Source organism: Cellulomonas sp. P4_H12 (genome assembly GCF_056400905.1).
The window spans coordinates 21,411-35,517 of record NZ_JBFUKJ010000035.1 but is presented as its reverse complement, the minus strand read 5'-3'; the positions used below and the strand labels follow the sequence as shown (position 1 = coordinate 35,517).

General features: G+C 74.2%; 13 protein-coding genes and 1 riboswitch. Of the genes, 4 read left to right on the top strand and 9 right to left on the bottom strand.

Annotated elements, in window-relative coordinates:
* Positions 1 to 606: 606 nt before the first annotated feature.
* The 8 genes from nadD to AC1DQC_RS17320 are packed head-to-tail and all read right to left on the bottom strand — an operon-like array spanning position 607 to position 7,263.
* Positions 607 to 1,212 carry a nicotinate-nucleotide adenylyltransferase gene (gene nadD, locus AC1DQC_RS17355; protein WP_477052477.1) on the bottom strand — a complete coding sequence of 202 codons (606 nt, stop codon included), beginning with the start codon at positions 1,210 to 1,212 and terminating at the stop codon, positions 607 to 609.
* A gap of 26 nt (positions 1,213 to 1,238) precedes the next feature.
* Positions 1,239 to 1,394 carry a hypothetical protein gene (locus tag AC1DQC_RS17350; RefSeq protein WP_370505508.1) on the bottom strand — a complete coding sequence of 52 codons (156 nt, stop codon included), beginning with the start codon at positions 1,392 to 1,394 and terminating at the stop codon, positions 1,239 to 1,241.
* Positions 1,395 to 1,449: 55 nt separating this feature from the next.
* Entirely contained in the window at positions 1,450 to 2,760 is a 1,311-nt protein-coding gene (locus AC1DQC_RS17345) for a glutamate-5-semialdehyde dehydrogenase (RefSeq protein ID WP_477052476.1), read from the bottom strand.
* Positions 2,757 to 3,878 (bottom strand): LLM class flavin-dependent oxidoreductase, encoded by a 1,122-nt coding sequence (locus tag AC1DQC_RS17340; protein WP_477052475.1) that lies wholly within the window; start codon positions 3,876 to 3,878, stop codon positions 2,757 to 2,759. The genes AC1DQC_RS17345 and AC1DQC_RS17340 overlap by 4 nt, the downstream gene beginning before the upstream one ends.
* Position 3,879: 1 nt before the next feature.
* Positions 3,880 to 4,986, bottom strand: coding sequence for an LLM class flavin-dependent oxidoreductase (locus AC1DQC_RS17335; protein ID WP_477052474.1), 1,107 nt, complete (start codon positions 4,984 to 4,986; stop codon positions 3,880 to 3,882).
* Positions 4,983 to 5,510 (bottom strand): GNAT family N-acetyltransferase, encoded by a 528-nt coding sequence (locus AC1DQC_RS17330; protein WP_477052473.1) that lies wholly within the window; start codon positions 5,508 to 5,510, stop codon positions 4,983 to 4,985. The genes AC1DQC_RS17335 and AC1DQC_RS17330 overlap by 4 nt, the downstream gene beginning before the upstream one ends.
* On the bottom strand, positions 5,507 to 6,853 hold the full coding sequence (locus AC1DQC_RS17325) for a M20 family metallopeptidase (RefSeq protein ID WP_477052472.1): 1,347 nt from the start codon (positions 6,851 to 6,853) through the stop codon (positions 5,507 to 5,509). Before AC1DQC_RS17325 ends, AC1DQC_RS17330 begins: the two co-directional genes overlap by 4 nt.
* Positions 6,850 to 7,263 carry a rhodanese-like domain-containing protein gene (locus AC1DQC_RS17320; protein WP_477052471.1) on the bottom strand — a complete coding sequence of 138 codons (414 nt, stop codon included), beginning with the start codon at positions 7,261 to 7,263 and terminating at the stop codon, positions 6,850 to 6,852. The genes AC1DQC_RS17325 and AC1DQC_RS17320 overlap by 4 nt, the downstream gene beginning before the upstream one ends.
* Positions 7,264 to 7,435: 172 nt before the next feature.
* A riboswitch (SAM riboswitch) is annotated at positions 7,436 to 7,543 on the top strand.
* A 43-nt stretch (positions 7,544 to 7,586) separates the two neighbouring features.
* Here AC1DQC_RS17320 and AC1DQC_RS17315 point away from each other — a divergent pair.
* From AC1DQC_RS17315 to AC1DQC_RS17300, 4 genes are all read left to right on the top strand, one after another.
* Positions 7,587 to 8,576, top strand: a complete 990-nt coding sequence (locus AC1DQC_RS17315; protein WP_477052470.1) for an ABC transporter permease — start codon at positions 7,587 to 7,589, stop codon at positions 8,574 to 8,576.
* A gap of 1 nt (position 8,577) precedes the next feature.
* Complete coding sequence (locus tag AC1DQC_RS17310) at positions 8,578 to 9,510, top strand: ABC transporter permease (RefSeq protein WP_477052469.1); 933 nt, start codon at positions 8,578 to 8,580, stop codon at positions 9,508 to 9,510.
* Positions 9,507 to 11,138, top strand: a complete 1,632-nt coding sequence (locus AC1DQC_RS17305; protein ID WP_477052468.1) for a dipeptide ABC transporter ATP-binding protein — start codon at positions 9,507 to 9,509, stop codon at positions 11,136 to 11,138. Before AC1DQC_RS17310 ends, AC1DQC_RS17305 begins: the two co-directional genes overlap by 4 nt.
* Before the next feature lie 64 nt (positions 11,139 to 11,202).
* The gene (locus tag AC1DQC_RS17300; protein ID WP_477052467.1) at positions 11,203 to 12,843 is read left to right on the top strand and encodes an ABC transporter substrate-binding protein; all 1,641 of its coding nucleotides are present in this window, start codon (positions 11,203 to 11,205) and stop codon (positions 12,841 to 12,843) included.
* A gap of 74 nt (positions 12,844 to 12,917) precedes the next feature.
* On the opposite strand, the gene proB is transcribed toward AC1DQC_RS17300, so the two are convergent.
* The gene (gene proB / locus AC1DQC_RS17295; RefSeq protein ID WP_477052466.1) at positions 12,918 to 14,066 is read right to left on the bottom strand and encodes a glutamate 5-kinase; all 1,149 of its coding nucleotides are present in this window, start codon (positions 14,064 to 14,066) and stop codon (positions 12,918 to 12,920) included.
* Between the last annotated feature and the right edge of the window lie 41 nt (positions 14,067 to 14,107).

The window sequence follows — 14,107 nt, the reverse complement described above, 5'->3', positions numbered from 1 at the left end:
GTGCCGCGGAGGGCTGCGGGCCGGCTGCCGGCCGGGAGGTGGCCGGAGGGACCGCGGCGGGGCGCGGTGCTGCCGGGGGCGTGGCGGCGGGACGGGACGTCGAGGCCRTCGGCTCGGGGGAGGCCGGCCGAGGCGTGGCGGGCCTCGACGTCGCCGGAGCGGTCGGTGCCGGGCGCCCCGGGACCGGAGCGGCTGACGAGGGCGCCGGGCGGGCGGAAGCCGCCGACGGCGCGGGCGCCGACCAGGTCGGCGTGCCCGAGGAGGGGGCCGAGGTGGGCGTCGGTCGCGCGCTGGTCGGGTCGAGCGCGGTGTCCCGGATGGATCGACGGGACCGGCTCTGCGCGTCGGCCGTGGACGGCGGCGGCGCGGCGGGCGACGTGCTCGTGCCGTGCGCAGGCGTCTCGTCCGCGGTGCCGCCCTGGCCGCGCATGGCTCGGCGCGAGACCGGGGCGGTGCTGGGCGCGCTCGTGCTCGGAGTCACGTTCGCGTTCGCGCTCGGGGTCGCTGGACCACCCGCGGACCCGGCGTCGGGTGCGGCGCCCGCGACGTCGCCCGTCTCGGGGTTGCGATGGAGATCGCGGCGACGACGCCGCTCTCCCGGTTCACTCATGACTGACCTCGATACAACCTGTGCTTGGCGATGTACTGGACGACCCCGTCCGGGACGAGGTACCAGACCGGCTGCCCGGCACGCTCACGTGCGCGGACGTCGGTCGAGGAGATCGCCAGGGCGGGGACCTCCAGGACGTGGACGCGATCGCCGGGGAGCCCGTCGACCGACAACGCGTGCCCGGGGCGGGTGACCGCCACGAACTGCGCCATCGAGAAGAGCTCGTCCGCATCCTTCCACGTCAGGATCTGCGTGATGGCGTCCGCGCCCGTGATGAAGAACAGTTCGGCGTCCGGACGCGCCGTCTTGAGGTCGCGGAGGGTATCCACGGTGTACGTCACACCGGAGCGGTCCACGTCCACCCGGCTGACCGTGAACCGCGGGTTCGATGCCGTGGCGATGACCGTCATGAGGTAGCGGTGCTCCGCGAGCGTGACGTCCTGGTCGAGCTTGAACGTCGGCTGCCCCGTGGGGACGAAGACGACCTCGTCGAGGTCGAAGCGCGCGGCGACCTCGCTCGCGGCCACCAGGTGACCGTGGTGGACGGGATCGAACGTGCCACCCATGACCCCGAGCCGGGGTCGGCGTGGCGGCTCCGTCATCGATCCGGTCCCTCCGGGTACGTCGGTCAGTGGCGCGTCCCGACGCTGCGGAAGGCGAACGTGATCAGCAGCATCGCCGTGAGTCCGACGAACGCTCCGATGCCGAACACGACGGGCGGGAACGGCAGCTCGCGGGCGTGCTCGGCGCCCTCGGCAGCGGCGGCGATCAGGGCAGCGTGCACGTCAGTCCTCCAGGGGTGGGCGGGAAGGAACAGTGTCGCACGGTGGGCTGTGCCGTCACGGCCGCACGTGCCCGTCGCCGTGCACGATCCACTTGGTCGTGGTGAGCTCCCCGAGGCCCATCGGCCCGCGCGCGTGCAGCTTCTGCGTGGAGATGCCGATCTCGGCGCCGAGGCCCAGCTGGCCGCCGTCCGTGAACCTGGTCGAGGCGTTCACCATGACGGCCGCGGAGTCCACCTCGGCGACGAAGCGCTCGGACGACGCCAGGTCCCGCGTGATGATCGCCTCGGTGTGCCCGGAGCTCCACTCGCGGATGTGGTCGAGGGCCTCGTCCAGCGAGTCGACCACGCGGATCGCGATGTCGAGCGACAGGTACTCGGTCGCCCAGTCCACGTCCGTGGCCGGCACGCAGTCGGCTTCCTCGGGCGCGAGCGCGCACGTGGTCTCGTCGCCGTGCACGGTGACGCCCTCGTCGGCCAGCATCGCGATGGCGACCGGCAGGAACTCGTCGGCGACCGCCTGGTGCACCAGCAGCGTCTCCGCAGCGTTGCACACGCCGACGCGCTGGGTCTTGGAGTTGAGCAGGATCGGGAGGGCGACCGAGAGGTCCGCGGTCTCGTCGACGTAGATGTGCACGTTGCCGACGCCGGTCTCGACGACCGGGACGGTGGACTCGCGCACGACCGTCTGGATCAGGTCCGCTCCCCCGCGCGGCACCAGGAGGTCGACCAGGCCGCGCGCGTGCATGAGCGCGACGGCGCCCTCGCGCCCCCACGCGTCGATCGACTGGACCAGGGCGCCGGGMAGCCGCTGCGCGACGAGGGCCTGCGACAGCACGTCGACGATGACCTCGTTGCTCGCCGCGGCGGCCGAGCCGCCCCGCAGGATGACAGCGTTCCCGCTCTTCAGCGCCAGGCCGGCGGCGTCCACGGTGACGTTCGGACGGGCCTCGTAGATCATGCCGACGACGCCCATGGGCACCCGCACCTGACGCATGCGCAGCCCGTTGGGCAGCGTGGACCCGCGCACGACCTCGCCGACCGGGTCGGGCAGCGCGGCCAGCTCGCGCAGGGCGTCGGCGATGGCCACGATCCGCGCGGGCGTCAGGGCGAGGCGGTCCAGCAGCCCCGCCGACGTGCCGTTCTCCCGCCCGCGCGCGAGGTCGGTCGCGTTGGCCGCGACGATCTCGGGGGTGGCCGCGACGAGGGCGTCGGCCATCGCGCGCAGGGCGGTGTCCTTGGTGGCGCGCGTGGCCGTCGCGAGCGTGCGGCTCGCGACCTTGGCGCGCTCCGCGACCGCCCGGACCTGCGCGACGACGTCCGGCGCCTCGAGCGCTTCCTGCACCGGCTGGTCGAGCGAGGTGGTCATCGCACCAGGGTAGTCCCGGCTCCGGCGACCCCTCGTGCGGCGACGCCCGCGTGGACGAGCGGGATCACGTGGTCGCCGAACTCGATGGCGTCGGCGAGCAGGTCGTACCCGCGCAGGCCGAAGATCTCGAAGCCGAGGTCGACGTAGTCGAGCAGCGCGGCGGCGACGGTCTCGTACGAGCCGACCAGCGCCGTCGCGCTCGTCGGCAGCCCGCCCGCGCCCGCGACCGTGGGCGTCCACAACGCCCGGTCGTGCCGCTCCCCCGACGCCGCCAGCTCGGCCAGCCGCAGGTTGGCCGAGTTCTCGGGGAGCCTGCCCGGCTCGCGCGGCGCCTCCGTCAGCGTCCGGACGGGCCGTGGTGCCGCGAGCTCGTCGATCCGGGCCCGGACGGTCTGCGCCTTGGCCCACGCCTCGTCGTCGGTCGCCGCGACGATGGGTCGGAACGCGATCTGGAGCCGCGGCGTGGGCCGCCCGGCGTCGGCCGCGAGCGCGCGCAGGAGGGCGACCTGCTCGGCCGTCGCGGCGAGGGGCTCGCCGAAGAGCGCGAACACGTCGGCCGCGCGCGCGCCGACCTCGAGGGCCCGGCGCGAGGCCCCGCCGGCGGACAGCCCCGGCCGCTGGGCCGACCGCGCCCGCAGGACGAACTCGTCCGTGCGGTAGTAGGGACCGACGTGCGTGAACGGTTCCGACGAGGTCCACGAGCGGAGCAGCACCTCCGCGTACTCGGCGAGCCGGTCGTACCGCGCGTCCTTGTCCAGCTGGTCACCCTCCGCCCGCTGGTCGCTGGTCAGGCCGCCGGCGATGAGGTGCACGGTGACCCGGCCCCCGGACGCCGCGTCGAGCGTCGCGAAGGTCTTGGCGGCGAAGGTCGGCGCAGAGACGTTGGGCCGGTGCGCCACCCGCAGCCGGATCCGGTCGGTGTGCGCCGCGGCCCACGCGGCGGCCTGGGCCGGGTCGGGCCCGTCCGAGGCGTACGGGAACAGCACGTGGTCCCAGCCGTGCTGCTCGTGCGCCCGGACGATCTCCCGCGTGTACCCGGGGTCCCAGACGGGTCCGACGAGCGGCGTGGTCTCGGTCGACGGGTTGCCGTAGCCCGCGCCGAGGAACTCGACCGGCACGTCAGACCGCCACGAGCCGGTCCAGGCCGCGCGCGCGGCCCGCGTCCTGCGGTCCCCACAGCGTCGTCGAGACCTCGGCGCGGACGAGGGGCACGACCTCCTCGGCGAACCGGCGCAGGACGTCCTGCTGCTGCTCGTAGGGGAGCACGGGGTTGAGCGAGACGGACTGCAGGTCGTGGCCGTAGGAGCGGTGGTAGTCGAGGATCTTCTCCGCGACGCGCTCCGGGGAGCCGACGAGCGCCGGCCCGCGCTCGACCGCGTCCTCGATGTGCGTGAACGACGACACCTTGCCGGGCCGCGTCTCGCCCACGTGCCGGGCGGCCATCCGCGCGGCGAAGCCTTCGTAGACCGCCCGGTACTCCTCGGTGGCCTGCTCGGTGGTGTCGGCCAGGAACAGGCCGCCCGAGCCGGACCCCACGTAGCCGACGGACGGGTCGAAGCCGTTGAGCTCCAGCTGCTCGCGGTACCGGTCGATGAGCACCTTGTAGTTCTCGCGCGGCTGCAGCGCGTTGGCGGAGACGATCGGGTCGCCGTGCCGCGCCGCCAGGTCGACCGAGACCGTGCTCGTGGCCGACCCGTGCCAGATCCGGAACGGGCCGTCGTACGGGCGCGGCAGGGTGGTCGCGTCCGTCAGCGGGGCGTGGAACCGGCCCTCCCAGTCCACGTGCTCCTCGCTGAGCAGCCGCCGCAGCAGCGTGTAGTTCTCCTCGAGGTAGTCGTACTGGTGGGCCAGCTCGAGGCCGAACAGCGGGAAGTGCTTGTCCTCGTTGCCCTTGCCGATGACGATCTCGAGCCGCCCCCGGGACAGCACGTCGATCGTCGCGTAGTCCTCCGCCACCCGGACGGGGTCGAGCAGGCTGAGCACGGTCACGCCGGTGCTCAGCAGGATGCGATCGGTCGCCTGCGCGAGCGCGCCCAGCAGGACCGTCGGCGACGACGACAGGAAGTCGCCGGCATGCCGCTCCCCCACGGCGAACGCGTCGATCCCGAGCTCCTCGGCCAGCACGGCGGTCTCGACGACGCGCTCCAGCCGCGTGGACGGGTCGAGCAGCTCGCCGGTGACCGGGTGCGGGCCGTGCGGGACGATGTCGAGGACCTGGAACTTCACGGTCGTGCTCCTTGTGTCAGCGGGGATGTCTCATAGCCGAAGGCCAGCAGGGTGCCGCCGTGGACCACGCGGGTCTCGCGCTCGGTGAGGMGGACGAAGCCGAGCCGCAGGTACAGCGCGTGCGCGCCCGTCATCTGCGGCCCGGAGTTCATGACGACGCGATCGAGCTGCCGCTGCCGGGCCAGCGCGATGACGTGCTCGGTCAGCAGCGCGCCGATCCCGCGCCGCCGGGCCGCGGGGTCGACGGCGAGCAGGCGGAAGTCGAGCTCCCCGTCGCGGCCCAGCTCGGAGATGTGCGCGCCCGGGCGCGGCGTGGCGACCGTGCCCAGCAGCTCGCCGGTCGCCAGGTCCTCGGCCACCCAGACCTCGTGCTCGCGCGCCCGGGTGGCGACGTCGGCGAGCGACGCGCGGTAGTCGTCCGGCAGCTCGTAGTCGTGGCCGTACGCGTCGAGGGTGAGCCGCGCGACCCGCTCGTGCTCGTGCGGCGCGACGAGCCGGACGCGCAGGCCGGTGCTCGCGCTCACGAGAAGTACGCCTCCACGTCCAGGACGCCGCCGGCGTCGTCGAAGTCCTGCTGCACGGCCGCGCGCAGCGCGGGGTCAGCCAGGTAGTCCAGCGCGGTGAGCGCCAGGCCGACCGCGCCGTCGACCGCGGCGGCGTCCCCGCGCGGGCCGCCGGCCACGTCCGCGAACTCGCGCGTGTGCAGGGCCACGTCGGGGTCGCTGACGGCGATCATCGGGTGGATGCCGGGCAGGCGGACGCTCACGTTCCCGAAGTCGGTCGACGCGGCGAGGATCTCGGGCACGACGCCGCCCGCCAGCACGGTCCGGCCCTGGCCCGCCTGGTGCACCGCCCAGCGCTCCGCGAGCGGCGAGTTGGTCCGGACGGGGAGCGTGAACGGCGCGGCGTCCCAGACGAGCTCAGCGGTGGTGCCGGTGGCCAGGGCCGCACCCTGCGCGATGTCCGCGAGCCGCTGCGACAGGTCCTTGAGGGTGACCGGGCTGGCGGACCGCACGTAGTACTCCACGGTCGCGCGCTCGGGCACCACGCTCGGGCGGGTGCCGCCCTCGTGGACCACGCCGTGCACGCGGTCGCTCGGCGGGAGGTGCTGACGCAGCATCGCGACGGCCTGGTAGTTCAGGACGACGGCATCGAGGGCGTTGCGCCCCATGAACGGGCTCGCCGACGCGTGCGCGGCGACCCCCTGGTAGGTCACGCGCAGCTGCCGACGACCCAGGAACGGGTGGTCGACCACGTCGAACCCGAACGGGTGGACCATGAGCGCGGCGTCCACGCCATCGAAGAACCCGTTGCGCGCCAGGATCTCCTTGCCCGAGCTGCCCTCCTCGGCGGGCGTGCCCAGCAGCAGGACCCGGCCCGGCAGCTCGAGACCGTCCGCGACGGCCTGCCGCAGCGCGAGGAACGCCCCGACCGCGGCCGCCGCGATGAGCTGGTGKCCGCATGCGTGACCGACGCCGGGCAGCGCGTCGTACTCGGCCAGGATCGCGATCGTGGGACCGGCGTCCTGCCGCGCGGCGCCGTCGTCCGGTCCGTCGGCGGTCAGCCCGGCGCGCAGGGACGTCGGCAGGCCGTGCGAGCCCACCGTAGCGGGCACGCCGTGCCGACCCAGGAGCTCCGCGATCGCGGCGACGGAGCGGACCTCGCGGAACGCCTCCTCCGGGTGCGTGTGGATCGCGTGGGCCAGGTCGAGCGCGTCGGACTCCCCCGCCTTGGCCGCGGCCCGCACGAGGGCGCGCGACGCGTCGTCGGCCCCCGGGAACGGCGACGTCAGAGGGACGAACGACGCGCGCCGCCGCTCGGTGAGCGCGTGCAGCTCGTCGAGGAAGGCGGTGGACGGGGTGGTCATCCGACGGGCGCCTCGGCCGGCAGCCCGGCGTCCTTCCACGCGGGGAAGCCACCGTCGACGTGCACCACGTTGGTGAAGCCCCTGGCCCGCAGCTCCGCGGCCACCGGCCCGGACCCGCGCACCGAGCCGCACACCACGACGATCGGCGTGTCCAGGGACACGACGGGCGCGTGCCGGGTGGCCGCCGTGAGGTCGAACTCCTCGTCGATCGCGTACCGGTCGCCGACGGTGGCGCCCGGGATGGCACCCGTGCGGGACCGGCCGGCCTCGCTGCGGACGTCGACGAGAAACGCCCCGGCGGCCACGCGCTCGGCGGCCTCCGTCGGGCTCACGACGGGTGCGAGCGCGGCGGCCTCCTCGAGGCTCAGGTGCTCCGCGGGCGCGCCCGGCCGGGAGGTGGTGTCGGTCATGGGTTCTCCTTCGGGTGCGGGCCCAGGGCCCTCGTGGCGCCGGAGCGTCGAGGACCGCGCGGTCGATGTCAACGATCGCGAGCGGCTTCTCACATGGCGGATTCGCTGTCCATCTGATGAGAAGGCCCAGCGGACCGTTGACGACGCCCGGCCGCGTGCCTACCTTCGCCGCGGTCTCGAGCCCCGACGACAAACCCTGGTTGGTCGGGCAGCAACCCTTCCGGTGACGGGGTGCTCCAGGTGACGACCCGGCACGGCGCCCGCCGTGCAAGCACAGACCGCAGATCGAGGACCCCGATGCGCGCCTCCCCCCGGGACCACACATGAACCGCTACGTGACCGCCCGCCTGGGACAGGCGCTGCTGGTGCTCTGGGCGGCCTACACGGTGTCCTTCGTCGTGCTGTACGCGCTGCCCGGTGACCCGGTCTCCCTGATGTACGGCAGCGAGTCGTCCGACGTGACGCCCGAGCAGCTGGACGCGCTGCGCGCGCAGTACGGGCTCGACCAGCCGCTGCCGGTCCAGTACGTCACACGGCTCGGCGCGCTGCTGCGCGGCGACCTGGGCACCTCGGTGGTGCTCCACCGCCCGGTGACCGGCCTCATCGCCGAGGCGGTGCCGCCCACGGCGGCCATCGCGCTCGCCGCCTTCGTGCTCGCGCTCCTGCTGGGCGGCGGCCTGGCGATCCTGGCCACCCTCGTGCGCGGTCGCGGCCTGTCGAACCTCCTGCTCGGCCTGCCTCCGCTCGGCGTGGCCATCCCGTCGTTCTGGTTCGCCCTGCTGCTCGTGCAGTGGTTCTCGTTCGCGAACCCGATCTTCCCCGCCGTCGGCAACAAGGGGTTCGCCTCGATCGTGCTCCCGGCCGTGACGCTCGCCGTGCCGACGGCGGCGCTCATCGCGCAGATGCTGTCGCGGTCGCTGCGGCACACCCTCGGCCAGCCGTACGTCGACACGGCGCGAGCCAAGGGCGCCGGGCCGGCGCGCGTGCACTTCCGGCATGCCCTGCGCAACGCCTCGCTCCCGGCGCTGACCGTGGTGGGCCTGGTCATCGGCGAGCTGCTGGCCGGTGCCGTGGTCACCGAGACCGTGTTCTCCCGCGCGGGCATCGGCCGGCTGACGGCCACGTCGGTCAGCGCCCAGGACATCCCCGTGGTGCAGGGCATCGTGCTGTTCGCCGCGGCGGTCTTCGTGCTGGTCAACCTCGCGGTCGACCTGCTCTACCCGCTGCTCGACCCCCGGATCGTGCGGCGCTCCCGGCCGACGAAGGCCGCCGTACGTGCCCCTCTGGTCGAGCCCGTGACGGCGGGGGCATGACATGACCGACCTGCTCAACCGCAAGCTCGCCCCGGACGAGTTCGCCGCCACCTCGCACGACCGCCTCGCGGACGCCCTGCGCGACCGCCAGGACGCGGAAGGGCCGGGCCGGTTCGCCTGGCTGGGCGAGCTCGGTCGCCGGCCCGGCCTGCTGCTGGCGATCGTCTGGCTCGCTCTCCTGCTCGTCGCGGCCTTCGCTCCCCACGTCCTCGCGCCGGGCGACCCGCTCGTCGGGGTGCCCGCCGACAAGCTGCAGCCGCCGTCGGGCGCGCACTGGTTCGGCACCGACCAGCTGGGCCGTGACCTCTACACGCGGGTGGTGCACGGCACGCACCTGACCCTCGAGGCCGCGCTCGTCGCGGTCGGCGTCGGCCTCTTGGTGGGGGCGCTCGTGGGGCTGCTCGCCGGGTTCGTCGGCGGGCTGTTCGACGACGTCGTCATGCGCGCCGTCGACGTCCTCCTGTCCATCCCGGCGCTGCTCCTGTCGCTCGCGCTCATCACGGCGCTCGGCTTCGGCACCGTCAAGGTCGCGATCGCCGTCGGGCTGGCCAGCGTCGCCACCGTCGCCCGCATCATGCGCTCGGAGGTGCTGCGCGTCCGGTCGTCGGTGTACGTCGAGGCCGCGCACGCCGGCGGCAGCCGCTGGTGGTCGGTGCTGTTCCAGCACGTGCTGCCCAACGCGGCGGGCCCGGTCGTGGTCCTGGCCGCCCTGCAGCTCGGCGCGGCGATCCTGGCCGTCTCCGCCCTCAGCTTCCTCGGCTACGGCGCCCCGCCGCCGGCACCCGAGTGGGGCGCGCTGGTGTCCGGGGGTCGCGACTACCTGCGGACGTCCTGGTGGCTCACCACGCTGCCCGGCCTGACCATCGCGATCAGCGTGCTGGCCGCCGGCCGCATCTCCCGCGCGGTCGACCGTCCCGACGGGGGTGCGGCATGAGCGAGCGCCTGCTCACCGTCACCGACCTCGCGGTCGCCTACCGGGCCCGGCGCGGCACCGTCCGCGCGGTCCGGGACGTGTCGCTGCACGTCGACGCGGGCGAGACCGTGGCCGTCGTCGGCGAGTCCGGCTCCGGGAAGTCCACCACCGCCGCGGCCGTCGTCCGGCTGCTCGCCCCCGCCGCCGTCATCGACCACGGCAGCATCGACCTGCTGGGCCACGACATGGCCCGCGCCTCGCAGCGCGAGCTGCGCACGGTCCGCGGCCTCCTGGTCGGCCTGGTGCCGCAGGACCCGACCGTGTCGCTCAACCCCGTGACCCGCGTGGGCGAGCAGGTGGCCGAGGTCCTGCGGATCCACGGCCTCGCGGACCGCAAGAACGCCGCGATCGAGGCCGTCGAGGCCCTGCGACGCGCCGGTCTGTCCGAACCCGAGGTGCGGGCGCGCCAGTACCCGCACGAGCTCTCCGGCGGCATGCGGCAGCGCGTGCTCATCGCGATCGCGCTCGCCGCGCAGCCGCGCCTGCTGGTGGCCGACGAGCCGACCAGCGCCCTCGACGTCACCGTGCAGCGCCAGATCCTCGACCACCTCGAGCAGCTGACGACGGGCACCGGCACCGGCGTCCTGCTCATCACGCACGACCTGGGCGTCGCCGCGGACCGCGCGGACCGGATCGTCGTCATGTCGCAGGGGCGGGTGGTCGAGCAGGGCACCCCCGACCAGGTGCTCGGCTCGCCGAGCGACCCGTACACCCGCGCGCTGCTCGCCGCCGCGCCGAGCCTGCGGGGCGCGCGGGCCATCGCCGCCCCCGCGCCCGCGAGCGCCGTCCCCGCGCTCGAGGTCCGGCACCTGACCAAGGAGTTCGCGCTCCCCCGGTCTGCGGGGGGCGGAACGTTGCGGGCGGTCGACGACGTGTCGTTCGTGCTGCCGCGGGGCCGCACCCTCGCGCTCGTCGGGGAGTCCGGGTCAGGCAAGTCGACGACCGCGCGCCTCGCGCTGCGGCTCGCGGAGCCCACGTCGGGCTCGGTGCTGGTGGACGGGGCGGACGTGACCCACACCCGCGGGGCAGCCTTGCGGCTGCTGCGGCGACGGATGCAGGTGGTCTACCAGAACCCGTACGCATCGCTCGACCCGCGCTTCTCGGTGCAGCGGATCATCACGGAGCCGCTGCAGGCGTTCGGCGTGGGGTCCCGCGCGGAGCGTGCCACCCGGGCGGCCGAGCTGCTCGACGTCGTCGCGCTGCCCCGCACCGTGCTGCACCGCCGCCCCGCCGAGCTGTCCGGCGGTCAGCGCCAGCGCGTCGCCATCGCCCGGGCGCTCGCGCTCCACCCGGAGCTCGTCGTGCTCGACGAGCCGGTGTCCGCGCTCGACGTCTCCGTCCAGGCCCAGATCCTCGACCTCCTGGCCGACCTCCAGTCCGAGCTCGGGCTCAGCTACCTGTTCATCTCGCACGACCTCGCCGTCGTGCGGCAGGTGGCCCACGAGGTCGCGGTCCTCCAGCGCGGCCGCGTGGTCGAGCAGGGCGAGGTCGAGGCCGTCTTCGCCCACCCCACCGACCGCTACACGGCCCAGCTGCTCTCCGCGATCCCCGGCGCGCGCGTGCGCGCGGGTGAAGGGGGTGCGTCGTGACCTCGTGTCGACGTGACTGAGCCCCACACCCCGTCACCCCACCCCTCAGCAAGGAGCACCACCCATGTCTGTCCGACGACCCTCGCGCCGTCACGCCGGCATCCTCGCCGGCCTCGCCGTCACCACCTTCGCGCTCGCGGCCTGCTCGTCCGGCTCGGGCGGGGCGGGGTCCGACGCCAGCGCGTCGACCTCCGCGACCGCCGTCGACGGTGGCGACCTGACGTTCGCCATCGGCAACGACCCCATCTCGATCAACCCGGCCGGCATCGGCTCGGGCAACGACACCCTCTACGTGACCCGCCAGCTGGTTGACTCCCTGCTCTGGCAGGACCCGGCCGACGGCGCGCTGAAGCCGTGGCTGGCCACCGCGTGGGAGGCGAACGCCGACTCGACGCAGTTCACGTTCACGCTGCGCGACGACGTCACGTTCTCCGACGGGACGCCCTTCGACGCCGACTCCGTGAAGGCGAACTTCGACGACACGGTCGCCGCCGGCGCCAAGAGCTCCGCAGCCCCGAGCTTCCTGGGCTACGCGGGCACGACGGTGGTCGACCCCACGCACGTCACGGTCGCCTTCGACGCGCCTAACTCGGCGTTCCCGCAGGCCACCTCGACCGTCGCGCTCGGCTTCCTCGCCGACTCGACGCTCGCCATCCCGTTCGACGACCGCGCCAGCGGGACGGGCGTCGTCGGCACCGGTCCGTTCACGCTGGACCACTACACCAAGGACACCGAGACCGTGCTCACGGCCCGCGACGACTACGCGTGGGGTCCGGACGGCCGCACGAACGGGGGCAAGGCCCACCTGGACTCCGTGACGTTCCAGGTGATCCCCGAGGCTGGCGTGCGCACCGGGGCGCTGACCTCCGAGCAGGTCGACGTCGTCGGGGGCGTGCAGCCGACCGACATCGAGACGCTGGAGTCGTCCGGGTTCGGCGTGGTGCACCGGGCCAACCCCGGCATCACGTTCGGCCTCACGTTCAACGAGGCCGGCGCGCTGGGCTCCGACCCGGCCGTGCGCGAGGCGATCGCCCTGACCGTGAACCCCACCGAGATCCGCGACACGGCGCTCAACGACGGGTTCGCCGTCGCGCAGGGGCCGCTCGCCAGCACCACTCCCGGCGTGGCCGACCTGAGCAAGGACCTGGTCACCGACCCGACGAAGGCCGCGTCCGTCCTCGAGGACGACGGCTGGGCCAAGGGCGCGGACGGCATCTACGCCAAGGGCGGCACGCGGCTGGCGCCCGTCCTGGTGTGGATCACCAACTTCTCGCCCAACCAGACGTCCGTCGAGCTCGTCCAGCAGGAGCTCAAGGCCAACGGGATCGACGCCACCCTGTGGAGCGGCGCGGTGCCGGACTTCCAGGCCAAGCTCAAGGACGGGTCGTTCGACCTGGTCTGGGGCAACCTGAGCCGGGCCGACGGCGACGTGCTGCGCACGCAGTACTCCACCGCGGCCACCAACTTCTACAAGCTGGCGGACCCCCAGCTCGAGGCCCTGCTGCAGAAGCAGCTGACCCTGAGCGACCCGACCGAGCGGGACGCCGTGCTCGCCGAGGCGCAGGAGCGGCTCGTCACCGAGCACCACGTGATCCCGGTGCACGAGCTCACCACGTTCCTCGGGCTGAGCACCGACGTGCACGAGGTCGAGCTCGGGGCGGACTCGCGCCTCGACCAGCTGACGCAGGCCTGGATCGGCAGCTGACACACCACGACGTCCGCACTCCGGTGGGTCCCGACCCCCTCGAGTGCGGACGTCGCGCTGTTGTCAGGTGCGCCCTACCTGCGGCGGCGGACCAGGACCAGGTCGTCGCGGTGGACCAGCTCGCGGTCGTAGCCCGGGCCCAGCGACTCGCGCAGCTCGGACGTCGACCGGCCCAGGAGCGCCGGCACCTCGTCGGCGTCGTAGGACACGAGCCCGCGCGCGACGAGCGCGCCGTCCGGTCCCACCAGCTCGACCGGCTCCCCCGCCTCGAACGTCCCCTCGACCCCGGTCACGCCCGCGGGCAGCAGCGACGTCCCGCGCTCGATCACGGCCCGCACGGCGCCGGCATCCAGCACCAGGCGGCCGCGCGTGCTCGCGGCGTGCGCCAGCCACAGCCGGCGGATCGACGTGCGTCGGCCGGTCGCGGTGAACCAGGTGCCGACGTCCTCGCCGGCGAGCGCCTGCGCCGCCTGGGCGGCGGACGTGAGCACGACCGGGACGCCGGACTGAGTCGCGATCGCGACCGACTCCAGCTTGGTCACCATGCCGCCGGTGCCCACCGCGCTCCCCCGCGAGGCGACGTCGATGCCCTCGAGGTCCTGCGCGTGGACCACCGACGCGATCCGGCGTGACCCGTCGCGCGACGGGGGCCCGGTGTACAGCGAGTCGACGTCGCTCAGCAGCAGCAGCGCGTCGGCGTGCACCAGGTGCGAGACCAGCGCCGCGAGACGGTCGTTGTCGCCGAACCGGATCTCGTCCGTGGCCACGGCGTCGTTCTCGTTGATCACGGGCACGATCCCGAGGTCGAGCAGCCGCGTGAGCGCCCGGTGCGCGTTGCGGTAGTGGACGCGGCGCACCGTGTCGTCGGCCGTGAGCAGCACCTGCCCCACCTGCAGGCCGTGCCGGGCGAACGCGGCGGTGTAGTGCGCGACGAGCAGCCCCTGCCCGACCGATGCCGCGGCCTGCTGCGTCGCGAGGTCCTTGGGACGCGCCGCGAGCCCGAGCGGGCCGAGCCCGGCGGCGATCGCCCCCGACGACACGAGCACCACCTGGCCGCCGGCCGCGCGGCGCGCGGCGAGCACCTCCACCAGGGCGTTGAGACGCTCGGGCGCGAGGCGACCGTCGGGCGTGGTCAGCGACGAGGAGCCGATCTTGACGACCACCCGGGACGCCGAGACCAGCTGCTGGCGGTCCTGCAGGGCGTTGGTGGTCACGTGCGGCATTCTGCCCCGCGCAGCGCGGACGTCACGCGGATATCCGCTGC